Origin of the sequence: Ciceribacter ferrooxidans (assembly GCF_004137355.1) — a bacterium.
In the GTDB taxonomy this organism is placed as follows: Bacteria; Pseudomonadota; Alphaproteobacteria; order Rhizobiales; family Rhizobiaceae; genus Allorhizobium; species Allorhizobium ferrooxidans.
The window spans coordinates 395,729-412,589 of record NZ_SDVB01000170.1 but is presented as its reverse complement, the minus strand read 5'-3'; the positions used below and the strand labels follow the sequence as shown (position 1 = coordinate 412,589).

Sequence of the window (16,861 nt, the reverse complement as noted above, 5' to 3'; positions counted from 1 at the left end):
GACAGGGATTCGCTTCCGGTCAAGGGGGAGCCGTCATTTTCTCAAGTTCAACGCAATGCAACCACAGGAAGTAATCGTTAAAGTTGCAATTCTAGATAAATTGTCTATCCTCGACTCCGTTGATGTGCAGCCGTCCGGTGTGACCGGGCATTTTGGATCTGGGGGCAAGACGATGGTTCCGAATTTTCTTGACGGCAACGGGGACGGCTTGCGGGTACGCGAAAACGTCGCCTACATCCGCCAGATACTTGGCGAGCTGCGCAACGTGGCGCAGCGGGAAGGCGCGGACATGCTCTGCTACCTCATCGAGATGGCTTATCTGGAGGCGGGCGATATCCAGGCGGGGCGGCGGGGCCTTTCAGTCCGCCATGGCCAGAGAGACTAGGCCGCCGGCGTGGCGGTGAAGTCGCCCGGCGATGTCGAGTTCGAGCAGCACAAGATAGACCGCCGAAGCGGACAGGCCTGTGTGGCGGATGATGTCGTCGATCTCCACGGGTGTGGGCCCCAGGGCGTCGATGATGCGCGTCCGTTCGTTCTCGGTCGGCGGCGGCTGCAACGCCTTCTCCTCTCCATCTCCCTCTGGCTCTTCGGCTTGCCGCGGCGCGAGGTTCTCCACGCCGGCGATCGGCGCCAGCGCCTGCAGGATGTCCTCGGGCCCGGTTGTCACGATCGCCCCGTCCTTGAGAAGCCCGTTGGTGCCGTGACATCGCGGGTCGAGGGGGGAGCCCGGCACCGCGAAGACGAGCCGCCCGAACTCGCCGGCAAGCCGTGCGGTGATCAGCGAGCCGGAGCGGCTCGCCGCCTCGATGACGACGACGCCGAGGGCAGCGCCGGCAATCAGGCGGTTGCGGCGCGGGAAGTCGCGCGCCCGCGCCTCCCAGCCGAACGGCATCTCGCTGATGGCGAGCCCGCGGCCGCTGCAGATATCCTCGAGAAGTCCGGTGTTCTCCGGAGGGTAGGGGCGGTCGAGCCCGCCGGCCATCGCTGCGATCGTTCCTGTGTCGAGGCTTGCGCGATGGGCGGCGGTATCGATGCCGCGCGCCAGCCCGGAAATCACGCCGTAGCCCGCCCTGCCTAGTTCACGCGCGATGAGGCTCGCGAATTTGACGCCGGCGATCGAGGCATTGCGGGAGCCGACGATCCCGACTTGGGCAAGCCGTGTCGCCGAAAGGTCGCCTCTTGCCGCGAGTAGTGGCGGTGCGCCGTCGATCTGGCGCAGGGCCGGCGGATAGTCCGGCTCGCCGATGCCGATGAAGGTTGCGCCGAGGCGCCGGGCCGTTTCCAGCTCCCGAACCGCGTCGGCCTCGCTGGCGATGCGGACGGATCTGGTCGAGCCGCCGCGGCGCGACAGCTCCGGCAGGGCGGCGAGCGCCGCTTCGGCATTTCCAAAATGGTTGATGAGGTCGCGAAAGGTTGCCGGACCCACATTGTCGCTGCGGATCAGCCGCAGCCAGGCGATCCGTTGTCTTTCCGTCAGCGCAATCCCGTTCCGTCTTGCGCTGCGCTCGGGCATGCGCCTATCCCTTTTGTCCGATCCGGCTTTCCGTTCCCGCGATCAGGCGCTCGATATTGGCCTTGTGCCGCCACCACGAAACGGCGGTCATGATCGCGGTGACGATGGCGGCTTCCTCGGCGCCAGTAATCCACAATACAACCGGAATGACAAGGGTCGCGATCAGCGCGGACAACGAGGAGTAGCGAGTGATGAAGGCGATCGACAGCCAGACGACCGCGAAGACGGCGACCATCAGCGGCGTGACCCCGAGCAGCGTGCCGATATAGGTTGCGACACCCTTGCCGCCCTTGAAGCCGAGCCAGACCGGAAACAGGTGTCCGATGAAGGCGGCAAAGCCGGCGAGGAGCCCGGCATTGGCGCCGAACACCGCCTGGGCGGCCACGGCGGCGGCCGTCGCCTTCAGCGCGTCGAGCAGCAGGGTCGCCGCCGCGAGCTTCTTGTTGCCGGTCCTGAGCACGTTGGTGGCGCCGATATTGCCCGACCCGATCTGGCGGAGGTCGCCGTGGCCGGCCATCCGCGTGAGGATGAGGCCGAAGGGGATCGAGCCCAGGAGATAGCCCAGACTCAGCACCGCGATCAGCGCCGGCAGGCCGATTTGCAGAAAATTGACGTTCGCCACTGTGTCCCCCCGTTACTTATTCTATAGCGAATGCACGCGCCGTCCGCGGACATAGGTCGACACCGCCCGTCCGGAAAAGCGCGCATCCTCGAACGGCGTGTTCTTGGAACGCGAAACAATCGCCTCCTTGGAGACGAGCCAGGGCTCGTCGAGGTCGATGAGCGTGATGTCGGCCGGAGCGCCCGGCTTCAGCGTGCCGGCGTCGAGACCGAAGATGCGGGCCGGCCGTGTCGACATGGCGTCGATCAGCCGCATCAGCGATACCTGGCCGCTGTGATGCAGGCGAAGGGCGGCGGAAAGCATCGTCTCGAGCCCGATCGCACCGTCGGCGGCGTCGGAAAAGGGCAGGCGCTTGGTGTCGACGTCCTGCGGATCGTGCGAGGAAACAATGATATCGACGGTGCCGTCGGCGATCGCTTCGACCATGGCCATGCGGTCGTCTTCTGAGCGCAGCGGCGGCGACAGCTTGAAGAAGGTGCGGTACTCGCCGATGTCGTTCTCGTTGAGCGACAGGTGGTTGATCGAGACGGCGCAGGTGACGTTCGCCCCGCGCTCGCGGGCAACCCGGATCGCCTCGGCCGACTCGGGGACCGAGATTTTTGCCGCATGATATTTCGCGCGGGTGAGCGTCGCGATCCTGAGGTCGCGTTCGAGCGGGATGATCTCGGCCTCCTTCGGAACGCCGGAAAGCCCGAGCCAGCTGGCGAACAGCCCTTCGTTCATCACGCCGTTGGCGCCGAGATACTTGTCCTTCGCCTCAAGCGCGACGACGGCGGAAAACTCCCGCGCATAGGTCATCGCGCGCCGCAGGACCTGCGTGTCGTGAAGCCCGTGGCGGCCGTTGGTGAAGGCGACGGCGCCCGCTTCCTGCAGGAGCCCCATCTCGGTCATCTCGACCCCGTCGAGGCCCTTCGTCAGGGCCGCCGCCGGGTAGACGTTGACGAGGGCGGTGTCGCGGGCGGTCTTCCGCACGAATTCGACGAGCGCAATGTCGTCGATTACCGGGTCGGTGTCCGGCATGACGATGAAGGAAGTGACGCCGCCGGCTGCCGCAGCCCGGCTCGCCGAGGCTATGGTCTCGCGGTGTTCCGCACCCGGCTCGCCGGTGAAGACGCGTGCGTCCACAAGACCCGGAACTGCGGTGAGCCCGCGGCAGTCGCGCACCTCCGCGCCGTCGGGTGCACCCTGGTTCAGCGCATCGGCGCCGGCTGCGGCGATGCGGCCATCGGCCCCGACGACGATCGTGCCGACCTCGTCGATGCTACGCGACGGATCGACGATCCGGACATTCTTCAAGACGAGGGGCGTGGTCGTGCTCATGCGCCCATTCCTTCCGTTCTCGGACCCTGGTTGCCGGAGACGAGCAGGGCCTCCATCACGGCCATGCGCACCGCGACACCCATTTCCACCTGCTGCTCGATGACGCTCTGGGGGCCGTCGGCGACTTCCGAGGCGATTTCGACGCCGCGGTTCATCGGTCCGGGATGCATGACGAGCGCATCTTCCTTCGCGACCTTCAGCTTTTCGGCGTCGAGGCCGTAGAAGTGGAAATATTCTCGGATCGACGGCACGAAGGCGCCCGACATGCGCTCGCGCTGCAGACGCAGCATCATCACGACGTCTGCGTCTTTCAGGCCTTCCTTCATGTCGTGGAAGACTTCGACCCCCATCTGCGCGATCCCGGCCGGCAGAAGCGTCGCCGGCGCCACGACCCGGACGCGGGCGCCCATGGCGTTCAGCAGCAGGATGTTGGAGCGGGCGACGCGCGAATGCAGCACGTCGCCGCAGATCGCGACGATGATGCGCGAGAGCTTGCCCTTGGCGCGGCGGATCGTCAGCGCGTCGAGGAGCGCCTGCGTCGGATGCTCATGCTGGCCGTCGCCGGCGTTGACCACCGAGCACGCGACCTTCTGCGAGAGGAGAGCGGCAGCACCGGCGGAAGAGTGACGGATGACCAGCACGTCCGGCCGCATGGCGTTGAGCGTCATCGCCGTGTCGATCAGCGTCTCGCCCTTTTTGACCGAGGACGTGCTGACGGACATGTTCATGACGTCCGCCCCGAGCCGCTTGCCGGCGAGCTCGAACGAGGACTGCGTCCGCGTCGAGGCTTCGAAGAAGAGATTGATCTGGGTGAGGCCACGCAGCGTCGAGGTCTTTTTTTCCCTCTGTCGGCTGATCTTGACGGCCTCGTCGGCCTTGTCGAGCAGGAAGGTGATGTCCTGTTCGGTGAGGCCCTTGATGCCGAGGAGGTGGCGGTGGGGAAAGAAGACCATGGGACTGTCCTCCTGAGATAGTCACGCGGTCTATAAAGATTGCCAGCCGGGGGGGCAAGCATGTGCTATGTGGATTGGACTTTGTTCCCCATGTTAAACGAATCACATCCTTCAAAAGCCAAAAATGAGCGAAATGAGCCGGACAGAAGACAAACTCGCCGAACTGAACCAGCCGAAACCCTGGTCCGGCGTCAACGCCTACCGGTCCGATCCGCTGATCGTCGATCTGAGCTCGGGGCTTCATCGTTCGCTTCGGGAAGAATATGACGCGCTCGGCCGCTACGTGACCTCGCCGGAGGCGCAGGAACTGGCGCGTATGGCGAACCAGAATGTGCCGCAATTGCGGACCCACGGCGTGCGCGGTGAACGGCTGGACGTCGTCGAGTTCCATCCGGCCTGGCATGCTCTGATGCGCCGCTCGATGGCGAACGGGCTGCATTCGTCCGCCTGGGAAAACCATCCCGACACCCGCGGGAACGAGCACAGGGCCCGCGCGGTCCGCTTCTTCCTGACCGCCCAGCTCGAATGCGGGCACCTCTGCCCACTGACGATGACAAGCGCGTCCGTCGCCGCCCTGATGGCTTCGCCGCAGGTGCAGAAGGAGTGGGTGCCGAAAATCCTCTCGCGCAAGTACGACTCCTCCAACAAGCCGCCGATGCAGAAGACGGGCATCACGCTCGGCATGGGCATGACGGAGAAGCAGGGCGGCACCGACGTCCGCGCCAACATCTCCCGCGCCGAGCGGGCGGGCGAGGGCATCTATCGCCTTTCCGGCCACAAGTGGTTCATGTCCGCGCCGATGAGCGATGCCTTCGTGATGCTCGCCCAGACGCCGGAGGGGATCGGCTGCTTCCTCGTACCGCGCCTGCTCGAAGACGGCTCGGCCAACGGGCTGCGGTTCCAGCGCCTGAAGGACAAGCTCGGCAACCGTTCGAACGCCTCCTCGGAGGTCGAGTTCGACGGCACGTTCGGCTATATCCTCGGCCACCCCGGCGACGGCATCCGCACTATCCTCGACATGGTGACGCTGACCCGGCTCGACTGCGCCGTTGCGTCTGCAGGCATCATGCGCGCGTCGATGGCGGAAGCCGTCCACCATGTTCGTGGCCGCAGCGTCTTCGGCAAGATGCTGATCGACCAGCCGATCATGACCCGTGTCCTCGCCGACATGGCGCTCGACGTCGCAGGCGCGACGGCGCTCGTCTTCCGGCTCGCGCAGTCCTTCGATCAGGCCCGCGACAACCCCGCCGATGCCGCCTATGCGCGGGTGATGACGCCGGTCGTGAAATACTGGGTCTGCAAAATGGCGCCGGCGCTGATCTACGAGGCGATGGAATGCATCGGCGGCAGCGGCTACATCGAGGAGCGAGCGATCGCCCGCCACTACCGGGAAGCGCCGGTCAATGCGATCTGGGAAGGATCGGGCAACGTCATGGCGCTCGACGTGCTCAGGGTGCTGAACCGCGGCAAGGATCTCTTCGAGACGATCTTTGCCGGACTCGAACGCGACCTCGGTGTCTCCGGCAGGAAGACTGTCGAGGTCCTGAGGGCCGCGACCGCACTCGCCGAACGCGACGAAGCCGCGTCAAGGCTCCTCGTCGAGCAGTTGGCGCTCGCAGCCGCCGCGGCGGAACTCTATCGCCTCGGTGCCGGCAAGATCGCCGATGCCTTCCTCGAGACGCGCCTCGCCGGCGGCTGGCGCCACACCTACGGCGCCATCGACGCCCGCTTCGACGCTCGCTATGTCCTCGATCTCCTCTATCCGGCGGCAGGGTAGGGCCGGTCTGCCGGCGCCGACATCGAGGGTGGATAAGCGGCGGCGCGCGGTCTGGTAAGGTCTATATTTAGTTGGATAGCTAAATACAACATTGTCTGTCACTGCCGTCGGGCAGGCGGGAGCAGGAGCGGGCGGGTATGCCGGTTATCCCCAGGGCGCATTAACCTTAACAAATGGTTTACGTTGCGCGGAGGCGGTTAACGCGCGAGTTTCGGACCGGACAATGCCGGAGCCGATGGCAAGATGGTTAACAGCGCCGCACGAATTGCGAGAATGCTGATGGTGATGATGTTCTTCGCCGGTCTGGCGCTCGACATCGCCGTGCCTGCCGTCGTGCTCAGCGCGATGGCGCTGGCAACATGGCTCGTCCGCAACTGGACGCCGACGCAAGAATGGAAGGGGAGGGCGGCATGAAGACGTTCCTGATTTTCTGGGCGACGCCGATCGTGCTGCTCGGAGGCTGGTACGGCCTTTCCTACAACGACATCAGTTTCGGCTACTTCATGCTGACCCGTCAGGCGCATGACCTGGTCTTCCAGATCTACGGCGACATTCTCGGCATCCCGCCGGAAACCATTCCGCCGCTGGTCGCACGCGCCATCGTATTCGACAGCCTGTTCGTCTTCGCGATCATCGCCTTGCGCAAGCGCCGCGCGATCGCCGCCTGGTGGCGGGCGCGTCAGGGCGTGTCTGTGTCCGAGGTGCCTGTCCTCGAAAGCGTCGAAAGCCTGTCGAGGGCGCCCTGAAGGATGAAGGCCGCGGCCGCCGAGTCGATGCGCTCGGCGCGCTTGTTGCGTGAGACGTCCATTTCGAGAAGCGCGCGTTCCGCCGCGACCGTCGAAAGCCGCTCGTCCCAGAGCACGAAGGGAATATCCGTCTTTTCCGCCATCGTGCGGACGAAGGCTCGCGTCGCCTGAACGCGTGGCCCGGACGAGCCGTCCATGTTCATCGGCAGGCCGATGACGAAGGCGGCCACCCTTTCCCTTGCCGCGAAATCGAGCAACACCTCGGCGTCCCTGGTGAACTTGACGCGCTTGATGACCGGACGGGGGGTGGAGAAGCGGCGACCGAGGTCCGACATCGCGACCCCGATCGTCTTGGTGCCGAGATCGAGGCCGGCAATCGCCTGGCCGGGCTTCAGGAAGCCTGCAAGTTCCTCGATCGTCAGCGTGGCCATGCCGTTCCTTACCGCTTGCGCAAGAATTCGGTGCGCAGCACGAGGCCCTTGATCGCGTCGTGGCGGCAGTCGACCTCCTCCGGATTCTCCGTGAGGCGGATCGACTTGATGACGGTCCCCTGCTTCAGGGTCGTGCTGGTGCCCTTGACCTTGAGGTCCTTGATGAGGGTGACGGAATCACCGTCGGCGAGAACGTTGCCCGCACTGTCGCGAACCTCGGCCGCGGCTGCGGCCTGCGCAGCCATTTCGGAGGCCGGCCGCCATTCGCCGGTTACTTCGTCGTATACATAATCATCGTCGGACATTCTTGCCTCCTTGCGGCCGTCACGCGAAAACCCGATAGATGGCGCCACTTGGGCCGCAAAGTCCGTCCATCGGGGGATGATGTCGCATATCCTACCGGGCAGGGCAGCGCAATACGAGCGCGGAAGGCGTCGGCGGACTTGCCCTGCTGCCGCTGTCGGCCAAAATACTCTAATGAGATCGGTGGCCACACGGCAGAAGATTCGAAAGGAAGAGATGACAATGAAAATCACCTGGCTCGGACACTCCGCCTTCCGCATCGAAACCGGCAAGGCCCGCATCCTCGTCGATCCCTTCTTCACCGGCAATCCGGGCTTTTCCGGTGTTGACGTGAAGGAGGCCGCCGCCGGCGTCACCCACATCCTGCTGACCCATGGTCACGGAGACCATGTCGGCGATACGCTTGCGATCGCGAAGGAGAGCGGTGCAACGGTCGTCGCCAATTTCGACCTCTGCATGTGGCTCGCCCATAAGGGGCTCGAAAACTACTCGCCCGGCAACACCGGCGGCACCATCGACATGGAGAGCTTCACCGTTACCTTCACCAACGCGCTGCATTCCTCCGCCTCCATCACCGAAGACGGCGTCTCCCACTCGCTCGGCAATCCGAACGGCCTGATGCTGCATTTCGACGACGGCGCCTCGCTGCTCCACATGGGCGACACCGACATCTTCTCCGACATGGCGCTGATCAACGAGTTGCATCGCCCCGACATCGGCATCGTGCCGATCGGTGACCGCTTCACCATGGGCGGTGCCGTCGCTGCGCTCGCCTGCCAGCGCTTCTTCAATTTCGAAGTCGCTCTGCCCTGCCATTACGGTTCCTTCCCGATCATCGACCAGACGCCGGAGAAGTTCGTTGCCGGCATGGAGGGAACGAAGACCAGGGTCGCCACGCCGAAGCCCGGCGAGAGCCTCGACCTCTGACGATTTCCCCCGTTGCGCATGCGTCTTGCGGCCATTATAGCGGGGGAAACAGTCTGTCTGGAGAATACCCATGTCCGTTGATCTCGCCACCGTGAAGCGTGTTGCGCATCTTGCCCGCATTGCCCTCGATGAAGAGGACGCGGAGCGGATGATGGGTGAACTGAACGGCATTCTCGGCTTCGTCGAGCAGCTTTCCGAGGTCGACGTCACCGGCGTCGAGCCGATGACTTCGGTCACGCCGATGGCGATGAAGAAGCGCAAGGACGAGGTCACCGACGGCAGCAAGGCGGACGATATCGTCGCCAATGCGCCGGAGACCGATCGCAATTTCTTCCTCGTGCCGAAGGTTGTCGAATAACCGTCGCCTATTTCCGCGCGTGACGGCCGTCTCCGGGCCGTATCCAGCATTGACGCGCTGCCAAGGCGCCTTTCATTTTTGAAGTGAACCGATCATGAGCGAACTGACCAGCCTGACCATTGCCGAAGCCCGCGCCAAACTGGCGGCGAAGGAATTCAAAGCCGTCGAGCTGACCGACGCCTATCTGCAGGCGATCGAGAGCGCGAACGATGCGATCAACGCCTATGTGACGGTCACGCCGGAGAAGGCGCTTGAGATGGCGAAGGCCTCCGATGAGCGCATTGCCGCCGGCAAGGCCGGGGTGCTCGAAGGCATTCCACTCGGCGTCAAGGACCTGTTTGCGACCCGCGATGTCCACACCCAGGCCTGCAGCGCGGTCCTCAGCCGCTTCCGGCCGAAATACGAATCGACCGTCACCCAGAATCTCTGGGACGACGGCGCCGTCATGCTCGGCAAGCTCAACATGGACGAGTTTGCCATGGGGTCCTCCAACGAGAGCTCCCACTACGGTCCGGTGACCAACCCGTGGAAGGCGAGCGGCTCCGATCAGCGCCTCGTTCCCGGCGGCTCGTCGGGCGGCTCGGCGGCTGCGGTCGCGGCCCATCTCTGCGCCGGCGCGACGGCCACCGACACCGGCGGCTCGATCCGCCAGCCGGCCGCCTTTACCGGCACGGTCGGCATCAAGCCGACTTATGGCCGCTGCTCGCGTTGGGGCATTGTCGCCTATGCGTCCTCCCTCGACCAGGCCGGCCCGATCGCCCGCGACGTCCGCGACGCGGCGATCCTGCTGAAGTCGATGGCGAGCGTCGACGACAAGGACACGACCTCGGTCGACATCCCGGTTCCGGACTACGAGGCGGCGCTCGGCCAGTCGCTCAAGGGCATGCGGATCGGCATTCCGAAGGAATACCGCGTAGAGGGCATGCCCGAAGAGATCGAGAAGCTCTGGGCACAGGGTGTGGCCTGGCTGAAGGACGCCGGTGCCGAGATCGTCGATATTTCCCTGCCGCACACCAAATACGCGCTGCCGGCCTACTACATCGTCGCACCGGCGGAAGCCTCGTCGAACCTTGCCCGCTATGACGGCGTCCGCTACGGGCTGCGCGTCGACGGCAAGGACATTGCCGACATGTATGAGAAGACCCGCGCGGCCGGTTTCGGCACCGAGGTCAAGCGGCGTATCCTGATCGGTACCTACGTGCTCTCGGCCGGTTACTACGACGCCTATTATCTGCAGGCGCAGAAGGTCCGCACGCTGATCAAGCGCGACTTCGAGCTCGCCTTCAACGAGGTCGACACCGTGCTCGCGCCGATCACGCCGTCCTCGGCCTTCGCCATCGGCGACGAGGCACTCGCCGCCGATCCGGTGGCGATGTACATGCAGGACATCTTCACCGTCACGGTGAACATGGCCGGGCTTCCGGGTCTTTCCGTTCCCGCCGGCCTCGACGCCAAGGGCCTTCCGCTCGGCCTGCAGCTCATCGGCCGGCCATTCGAGGAGAGCACGCTCTTCAAGGCGGCCCACGTCATCGAACAGGCCGCCGGCACCTTCCGCCCGGCGAAGTGGTGGTAAGCGGGATCCTGATCCGGCCGATGACCCAGGCCGACGCCGAAAGCGTCGGCGAAGTCGGCTTTTCCGCCTGGGCGGCGAACCCCGTCTTGAACGACTTCGGCGCCGAGATGCCGGCGCGCGTGCACCGCGCCTTCCGTGATTTCGCCGCGTCCGGTTCGGTGGTCATTCTTGTCGCCGAATGCGACGGCGAGATCGTCGGCTGGACCGCCCGCGACGGCGATGCCGATTATGTCTCCGACCTGTGGGTTCATCCCGATCACCAGGGAAAGGGCGCCGGCAGGGCGCTTCTCGAACACGTCTTCTCCCTGATGCGGAGCGAGGGAATAGAGCGCGCGCATCGCCACCCATGCCCGCAACATCGGCGCCATTCGGCTCTATGAGCGCTGCGGCTTCGTCCTTGTCTGGCGTGGGATGGAGCGGTCGGAGGCGATGCAGATGGAGGTCGAGAAGGTCCATCTGGAAAAGGCGCTGTAGCTGCCGGCCTTCACGTGAAAGGCCGTCGACACCTTCCTCCCGGCGAAGGGGTGGTGACTGAATGAATAAGGGGCGGCCCCGGAAGACGGAGCCCCTGACCCGCATACCATCCTGACCGCCTGACGCCTTCTGCCTCCGGTCCGGAGAGCGCGGGCGGCACGCCACCACCTGTTGGTAGTCCTCCGCGTCCGGCGTAGATCTCCGCAAGACCCCCTCGAACGCGATTTCGGACGTCCTGAATCGCGTTCTTGGGCGAACCTGCCCGTTTTCCTGTCGATTGTGAGCCTGAACACGAACCATCCGGTCTGCCTCGATCCGGGTTGCGGCGCGGCGCGGGATTGTTCGAGCGTGAAGGTCACAGGAGGACGGCAATGAAAAAACTGACGTCAATGGTTATCGTGCTTTGCACCATCGCTTCTTCGATGCTGATGACGTACCATCCGGCGGTTGCCGGTGACTATGTCGGTGTGCGTGAGATTGCGGTTCCCTCCAGGGAACGGGGCCGCGATCTTGCCGTTACCGTCTGGTATCCTGCGGATGCGGAGGGCGATCCCGTGAAGCTTGGCGAGAGCGTCTTTTTTGTTGGGACGCCCGCCGGGCTCGACGGTCCGATCTCGGGTGGCGGATTTCCTTTGATACTGCTTTCCCACGGTGCCGGCCTCGCGGGAAACGCGCAAGCCTTGAGCTGGATTGCCGTGCCCTTGGCGAAACAGGGTTTCATCGTGGCGGCGCCCACCCACCCCGGAAACACAGGCGCCAGCAGGTCTGCGGCGGAAACGATGAAGCTCTGGCTGCGCCCAGCCGATATCACCGAAACCTTGAATGCGATGGAGGACGCCCCTCTTTTCAAAGAGCATATCGCGTTCGACAAGACAGGTATCCTCGGGCTTTCGATGGGAGGCGGCACGGCGTTGGCGATCGCCGGTGCTCGCATCGATCCTGAGCGCCTGGCAAGCTATTGTGATACGGATGCTCTCAACCCTTCACTTTGCGATTGGGTCAGGCAAAGCGGCGTCGATCTGCACGCGATGGATCTGCGATCGGCCGGACGAGATAACCATGACGCGCGCATCGGATTTGCCATGGCGATTGATCCGGCGCCTGTCGATGTCTTCGAGTTCGACAGCCTTTCTCGAATCTCGATTCCCGTCGCACTCGTGAATCTGGGCCAGCCGGGCAAAATCCCTCCCACCCTGCGGGCGGACGAAATCGCAAATGTCATTCCAAACGCAAGCTACTCCACGATCGAAGATGCAAGTCACTACAGCATGTTTGCCGAATGTAGACCCGGGGCGGCCGAGATCGCCGAATCCGAAAAGATAGGCGATCCGATCTGCTCGGATGGCGGAGGACGCTCACGCCGCGAAATCCACGGGCAGATCATCGATATGGTCGCTGCCGCATTCAGCCGAGCATTGAAATAGGGCCTTAAGCTGCGTTTGCCGGACGTCATTTCGCACTTTCGCCAGGGTGTATCGGCCCTCTGCTGTCGAGCGCGTTCAATATTCAGGTTCGAGAGCGGCGCCGGAAGGCGCCGCTTTGATTTGGTCACCTGTTGTCCGGTTCCGCCCTGACGAGCCGCAGACCCCTTTCGGTGATCCGGTAGGGGCGTCCGGCCTTCGAGCTGATCGCCTTCAGCCGTTTCAGTTTTCGGAAAAGGAGAAGGTCGAAGCCGGGATAGAGCCAGCCGTCGCGCGAGAAGCACCGGGCGTTCTCGATCTTGCGGCTGTCGTTGCGGCAGATTTCGATCCGCCCGCCCTGGGCGAGCAGGTGAAGGATGCGCTGTTCGTTGCGCGAAATGTCCATTGTCGTTGATCCGGTATTCGCGTCCTTTCAGTAGGACGCACGAAAACGTATCCGGTGCCGGTCAGGCATCGGGGTTCTGTTCTCGTCGGGCCCATGCGCGCAGATCGTAATCGATCGCGGGCAGGGCCTTCACCGGGTCTGTGACAAACCGTACATCAACGCTCCATCGTGTGGAGCTGTTTTTGCCGCATGGCTCTGCGCGCGTCAAGCGCAGGACGACATGCGCGTCTCAATCCTTTGGCGAATCAGGCAATCGACTTACCAAAACTTCCGTAACGTAATGCTAAGATGCAGAACGGAGTGTAGAGAATTGTTTATAAATGATATTCTCCCGGCATGAGACTGACGGAGATGGTGGGCTGGTAAATCCGCATCGCCGGTGTTCTACTGATGCAAAGCAGGGGGCACTTCATGATGACGATCCGCAGTGCACGGCAGGACGAGGCGGCCATCCTCGCCGACGTGGGGCTGCGCGCCTGGGAAAAGGCGATGATCCCGGTCGGCGAAACGAAGGCCATGGTCGAGAACGCGCGTGTCGCCTTCTGGAATTTTGTGAGCTCCGAGTGGCTCACGATCACGGTGATCGAGCAGAACGGCGATGTGGCCGGCTGGGCGGCGCGCGAAAACCTGGACGAGGACATCACCGACTTCTGGATCGACCCGGTTTTCCAGGGGCAGGGCCTCGGCACGGCCTTGCTCGAAGCGGTGGAGAACGAAATCCGCCATCTCGGCTTCGAAAAGGCAACGCTCGAAACCCACGCGATGAACCGTGAGGGGCTGCATTTCTTCGAGAAGCACGGCTACTCCGTGCACTGGCTGACCATCGCCTATAATCCCAAGCTCGATCGCGACATTCAGACGGTCGGCCTCGCCAAGGCCTTCGTCGCGCCCGAGCCGGTCGGCTACGGCCAGGAATTCTGACGTCTCCGACAGCTCGCCGCGAGGCGTGGCATATCGATCGTCGCGGCCGCGTCGAGCCTTGCGCCGCCGCGCCATTTGCTCTACCCAACGGGGTCAGAAATCCCAAGCATGACAAGAGCTCCAGATGACCATTGTTGACACGCGCACGCCTGACCCGAAACGCTTGATCCCCGGCGCCACCGGCGATTGGGAAGTGGTGATCGGCATGGAAGTCCATGCCCAGGTGACCAGCAACGCCAAGCTCTTCTCGGGCGCTTCGACCACCTTCGGCAATGCGCCGAATTCCAACGTTTCGCTCGTCGATGCGGCAATGCCGGGCATGCTGCCGGTGATCAACGAGGAATGCGTGGCCCAGGCCGTGCGCACCGGCCTCGGCCTCAAGGCGAAGATCAACAAGCGCTCGATCTTCGACCGGAAGAATTACTTCTATCCGGACCTGCCGCAGGGCTACCAGATATCGCAGTTCAAGGATCCGATCGTCGGCGAGGGCAGGATCGTGATCTCGCTCGGCCCCGACCGCCAGGGCAATTTCGAGGACATCGAGATCGGCATCGAGCGCCTGCACCTCGAGCAGGACGCTGGCAAGTCGATGCACGACCAGCATCCGACCATGTCCTATGTCGATCTGAACCGCTCTGGCGTCGCGCTGATGGAAATCGTGTCGAAGCCCGACATGCGTTCCTCCGACGAGGCCAAGGCCTACATGACCAAGCTGCGCTCGATCGTGCGCTACCTCGGCACCTGCGACGGCAACATGGACGAAGGTTCGATGCGCGCCGACGTCAACGTCTCCGTGCGCAAGCCGGGCGGCGCCTTCGGCACGCGCTGCGAGATCAAGAACGTCAACTCGATCCGCTTCATCGGCCAGGCGATCGAATACGAGGCCCGTCGTCAGATCGCCATCCTCGAGGACGGCGGCGAAATCGACCAGGAAACCCGCCTCTTCGACCCCGGCAAGGGCGAAACCCGTGCCATGCGGTCGAAGGAAGAGGCGCATGATTACCGCTATTTCCCCGATCCGGACCTTCTACCGCTCGAATTCGACGACGCCTTCGTCGAGGCGCTGAAGAAGGACCTGCCGGAACTGCCGGACGACAAGAAGGCGCGTTTCGTCGCCGATCTCGGCCTCTCGGTCTATGACGCTTCCGTGCTCGTCTCGGAGAAGGCGATTGCGGACTACTTCGAGGCCGTGGCCGAGGGCCGCGACGGCAAGACCGCTGCCAACTGGGTCATCAACGATCTGCTCGGTGCGTTGAACAAGGCCGGCAAAGCCATTGAAGAGACTCCGGTTTCGCCCGCCCAGCTCGGTGGCATCATCGACCTCATCAAGGACGGCACGATCTCGGGCAAGATCGCCAAGGATCTCTTCGAGATCGTCTGGAACGAGGGCGGTGACCCGGCGGCGATCGTCGAGAGCCGCGGCATGAAGCAGGTGACCGATACCGGCGCGATCGAAAAGGCGGTCGATGACATCATCGCCGCCAATCCCGACCAGGTCGCCAAGGTGCTCGCCAAGCCGACGCTCGCCGGCTGGTTCGTCGGCCAGGTGATGAAGGCGACCGGCGGCAAGGCCAATCCGCAGGCCGTGCAGGCGCTCGTCAAGCTGAAGCTCGGTATAGAGGAGTGATGGCAGCGCTGTTCTTCGTCCGCACGGCCAGCGAGCGCGATGTCGACGCGCTGCGCGGCCTGCTGGCGGAGACCTTCCATGCCACCTATGACGGCTTCTACGGACCGGAGAAGGTACAGCAGCTCATCGATGCCTGGCATTCCCTGCCGGCCCTGAAGGCGCGGGTGGAGAAGAAGGGCGGCGAGTTCCTCGTCGCCGACGACGGCCGCCGGCTGGGCGGCATGGCCTATGCCGCCATGTCGAAGACGATGACGAAGACGGCCATGCTGCATCAGCTCTACGTGCGGCCGTCCTGCCAGCGCATGGGGATAGGCCGCGATCTCTTCGCCGAGCTCGAAACCTGCTTTCCGGATGCGGAGATCATGCGTCTGGAGGTCGAGCCGCGAAACGCCGCGGCCATCGCCTTCTACGAAGCGCACGGCTTCGTCGAGGTCGATCGCACGACGAGCTGCGGCGGCCCGGATTCGGGCCTGCCGGCGATCATCATGGAAAAGCCGCTCGGCTGAGCGTCCTCACTCCTGGGGGACTTCCTCCTGCTTGCCGTCCTCGTCATAGAGGAGGACGGCGGCGCATTCGGCGAGGTCGGGACGCCGTTCCCTGTCACAGGCGACCTTTGCCGCGGCGAGCGCCGCTTCCTTGCTCTCCCAACCGCAGTAGAATTCTTCCCAATGGAGGCCTTCGGTATGCAGGATCGAGACCTCGACGCTGTAGAGCGCCGGGAAACAGTAGTTCATCGCGACGCAATCCTCATCCGTGCCGCCACCGTCGACGCACTGCTTCCGGGCGCAGGCGAAGGCCTCGTCCGCGTTGGCTCCGGTGCAGACGCCGCTGCTCATCTCCGGGGCCTGTACGAAGGCGATCCCCTTGCGTCCGCCTTCCTCGGCGAATGCTGCCGGCATGGACAAGATTAGCGCAAGAAAGAACGTGCAAGCGCTGCGACAGATCATGTAAGTCATCCCCCAGTTCCCCTGATTTGCGGGTGCTCCCGCTCGCGAAGGACCATATATGGAAACCGAGTCTGTCACCATCAGGAAGGCCGGGCACGACGATGTGCCGGCGATCGTCGCGATGTTCGCAAGCGATTCGCTCGGCGGCCACGGCGATACGACGGATCCCGCCGCACTTCCCGGCTATATGGCGGCATTCCGCCGCATCGAGCAGTCCCCGAACGAGACCCTCTACGTGGCCACAAAAGACGGGGAGGTGTTCGGAACCTTCCAGACCCTGATCACCACGACCCTGACCGGCCGCGGTGGCTCCTCGATGATCATCGAGGCGGTGCATACGCGGGCGGATTGCCGAGGGCAGGGGATCGGCGAGGCGATGATCCGCTTCTGTCTCGACGAGGCGAGGCGGCAGGGATTGCGGCAGGTGCAATTGACCTCCAACGCGAAGCGGACGGACGCCCACCGCTTCTACGGACGGCTCGGTTTCGAGGCCAGTCACATCGGCTTCAAGTTGAAGCTGAAATGACGGTTGAAGGCCCGCGAAACACTGGACAATCGGCCCC

21 protein-coding genes are annotated in these 16,861 nt (G+C 63.9%); 13 read left to right on the top strand and 8 right to left on the bottom strand.

Annotation, left to right across the window (positions count from 1 at the left end; all coding sequences use genetic code 11):
* Window positions 1–172: 172 nt before the first annotated feature.
* Window positions 173–385 (top strand): hypothetical protein, encoded by a 213-nt coding sequence (locus EUU22_RS06460; RefSeq protein WP_129331490.1) that lies wholly within the window; start codon window positions 173–175, stop codon window positions 383–385.
* On the opposite strand, the gene dprA is transcribed toward EUU22_RS06460, so the two are convergent.
* From dprA to EUU22_RS06440, 4 genes are read right to left on the bottom strand one after another with little or no spacing between them, the layout of a single operon-like run.
* On the bottom strand, window positions 359–1,513 hold the full coding sequence (gene dprA, locus EUU22_RS06455) for a DNA-processing protein DprA (protein ID WP_129331205.1): 1,155 nt from the start codon (window positions 1,511–1,513) through the stop codon (window positions 359–361). The genes EUU22_RS06460 and dprA overlap by 27 nt on opposite strands.
* A gap of 4 nt (window positions 1,514–1,517) precedes the next feature.
* Window positions 1,518–2,135, bottom strand: a complete 618-nt coding sequence (gene plsY / locus EUU22_RS06450) for a glycerol-3-phosphate 1-O-acyltransferase PlsY (protein ID WP_129331204.1) — start codon at window positions 2,133–2,135, stop codon at window positions 1,518–1,520.
* Between the two features lie 21 nt (window positions 2,136–2,156).
* The gene (locus EUU22_RS06445) at window positions 2,157–3,455 is read right to left on the bottom strand and encodes a dihydroorotase (protein ID WP_129331203.1); all 1,299 of its coding nucleotides are present in this window, start codon (window positions 3,453–3,455) and stop codon (window positions 2,157–2,159) included.
* Window positions 3,452–4,408: an aspartate carbamoyltransferase catalytic subunit gene (locus EUU22_RS06440; RefSeq protein WP_129331202.1), complete on the bottom strand. Its 957-nt coding sequence runs from the start codon at window positions 4,406–4,408 to the stop codon at window positions 3,452–3,454. The genes EUU22_RS06445 and EUU22_RS06440 overlap by 4 nt, the downstream gene beginning before the upstream one ends.
* Window positions 4,409–4,532: 124 nt before the next feature.
* Here EUU22_RS06440 and EUU22_RS06435 point away from each other — a divergent pair, with 124 nt between their 5' ends.
* The 3 genes from EUU22_RS06435 to EUU22_RS06430 all read left to right on the top strand — a co-directional run bounded on the left by EUU22_RS06435 (window position 4,533) and on the right by EUU22_RS06430 (window position 6,931).
* Window positions 4,533–6,185: an acyl-CoA dehydrogenase family protein gene (locus tag EUU22_RS06435; protein WP_129331201.1), complete on the top strand. Its 1,653-nt coding sequence runs from the start codon at window positions 4,533–4,535 to the stop codon at window positions 6,183–6,185.
* A gap of 243 nt (window positions 6,186–6,428) precedes the next feature.
* Entirely contained in the window at window positions 6,429–6,599 is a 171-nt protein-coding gene (locus tag EUU22_RS25205; RefSeq protein WP_165351099.1) for a hypothetical protein, read from the top strand.
* Complete coding sequence (locus EUU22_RS06430) at window positions 6,596–6,931, top strand: DUF6105 family protein (protein WP_129331200.1); 336 nt, start codon at window positions 6,596–6,598, stop codon at window positions 6,929–6,931. Before EUU22_RS25205 ends, EUU22_RS06430 begins: the two co-directional genes overlap by 4 nt.
* On the opposite strand, the gene ruvX is transcribed toward EUU22_RS06430, so the two are convergent.
* Entirely contained in the window at window positions 6,865–7,362 is a 498-nt protein-coding gene (gene ruvX, locus EUU22_RS06425) for a Holliday junction resolvase RuvX (RefSeq protein ID WP_129331199.1), read from the bottom strand. The two genes, EUU22_RS06430 and ruvX, sit on opposite strands and share 67 nt — an antisense overlap.
* Before the next feature lie 8 nt (window positions 7,363–7,370).
* Window positions 7,371–7,667 carry an alkylphosphonate utilization protein gene (locus tag EUU22_RS06420; RefSeq protein ID WP_129331198.1) on the bottom strand — a complete coding sequence of 99 codons (297 nt, stop codon included), beginning with the start codon at window positions 7,665–7,667 and terminating at the stop codon, window positions 7,371–7,373.
* A gap of 220 nt (window positions 7,668–7,887) precedes the next feature.
* Here EUU22_RS06420 and EUU22_RS06415 point away from each other — a divergent pair, with 220 nt between their 5' ends.
* From EUU22_RS06415 to EUU22_RS06395, 5 genes are all read left to right on the top strand, one after another.
* Window positions 7,888–8,592 (top strand): metal-dependent hydrolase, encoded by a 705-nt coding sequence (locus tag EUU22_RS06415; protein ID WP_129331489.1) that lies wholly within the window; start codon window positions 7,888–7,890, stop codon window positions 8,590–8,592.
* 70 nt (window positions 8,593–8,662) lie between these two features.
* Window positions 8,663–8,950, top strand: a complete 288-nt coding sequence (gatC, locus tag EUU22_RS06410) for an Asp-tRNA(Asn)/Glu-tRNA(Gln) amidotransferase subunit GatC (protein ID WP_129331197.1) — start codon at window positions 8,663–8,665, stop codon at window positions 8,948–8,950.
* Between the two features lie 94 nt (window positions 8,951–9,044).
* Complete coding sequence (gene gatA / locus EUU22_RS06405; protein WP_129331196.1) at window positions 9,045–10,523, top strand: Asp-tRNA(Asn)/Glu-tRNA(Gln) amidotransferase subunit GatA; 1,479 nt, start codon at window positions 9,045–9,047, stop codon at window positions 10,521–10,523.
* Window positions 10,524–10,543: 20 nt separating this feature from the next.
* Window positions 10,544–10,903, top strand: coding sequence for a GNAT family N-acetyltransferase (locus EUU22_RS06400; RefSeq protein ID WP_342635412.1), 360 nt, complete (start codon window positions 10,544–10,546; stop codon window positions 10,901–10,903).
* Between the two features lie 465 nt (window positions 10,904–11,368).
* Window positions 11,369–12,421 carry an alpha/beta hydrolase family protein gene (locus EUU22_RS06395; RefSeq protein ID WP_129331195.1) on the top strand — a complete coding sequence of 351 codons (1,053 nt, stop codon included), beginning with the start codon at window positions 11,369–11,371 and terminating at the stop codon, window positions 12,419–12,421.
* A 124-nt stretch (window positions 12,422–12,545) separates the two neighbouring features.
* On the opposite strand, the gene EUU22_RS06390 is transcribed toward EUU22_RS06395, so the two are convergent.
* Window positions 12,546–12,803: a YjhX family toxin gene (locus EUU22_RS06390; protein ID WP_129331194.1), complete on the bottom strand. Its 258-nt coding sequence runs from the start codon at window positions 12,801–12,803 to the stop codon at window positions 12,546–12,548.
* A 411-nt stretch (window positions 12,804–13,214) separates the two neighbouring features.
* On the opposite strand from EUU22_RS06390, the gene EUU22_RS06385 reads away from it, so the two are divergent.
* The 3 genes from EUU22_RS06385 (at window position 13,215) to EUU22_RS06375 (ending at window position 15,857) form a co-directional block, all read left to right on the top strand.
* Window positions 13,215–13,724 carry a GNAT family N-acetyltransferase gene (locus EUU22_RS06385; RefSeq protein ID WP_129331193.1) on the top strand — a complete coding sequence of 170 codons (510 nt, stop codon included), beginning with the start codon at window positions 13,215–13,217 and terminating at the stop codon, window positions 13,722–13,724.
* 124 nt (window positions 13,725–13,848) lie between these two features.
* Window positions 13,849–15,351, top strand: coding sequence for an Asp-tRNA(Asn)/Glu-tRNA(Gln) amidotransferase subunit GatB (gene gatB, locus EUU22_RS06380; RefSeq protein ID WP_129331192.1), 1,503 nt, complete (start codon window positions 13,849–13,851; stop codon window positions 15,349–15,351).
* Between the two features lie 8 nt (window positions 15,352–15,359).
* The gene (locus tag EUU22_RS06375; protein ID WP_129331488.1) at window positions 15,360–15,857 is read left to right on the top strand and encodes a GNAT family N-acetyltransferase; all 498 of its coding nucleotides are present in this window, start codon (window positions 15,360–15,362) and stop codon (window positions 15,855–15,857) included.
* 6 nt (window positions 15,858–15,863) lie between these two features.
* Here the strand turns inward: EUU22_RS06375 and EUU22_RS06370 are convergent, their stop codons facing one another.
* A complete protein-coding gene (locus EUU22_RS06370) occupies window positions 15,864–16,250 on the bottom strand; it encodes a hypothetical protein (protein WP_205687858.1) in 387 nt (128 codons plus the stop codon).
* Window positions 16,251–16,356: 106 nt separating this feature from the next.
* On the opposite strand from EUU22_RS06370, the gene EUU22_RS06365 reads away from it, so the two are divergent.
* Window positions 16,357–16,824, top strand: a complete 468-nt coding sequence (locus EUU22_RS06365; RefSeq protein WP_129331191.1) for a GNAT family N-acetyltransferase — start codon at window positions 16,357–16,359, stop codon at window positions 16,822–16,824.
* Window positions 16,825–16,861: the final 37 nt, after the last annotated feature.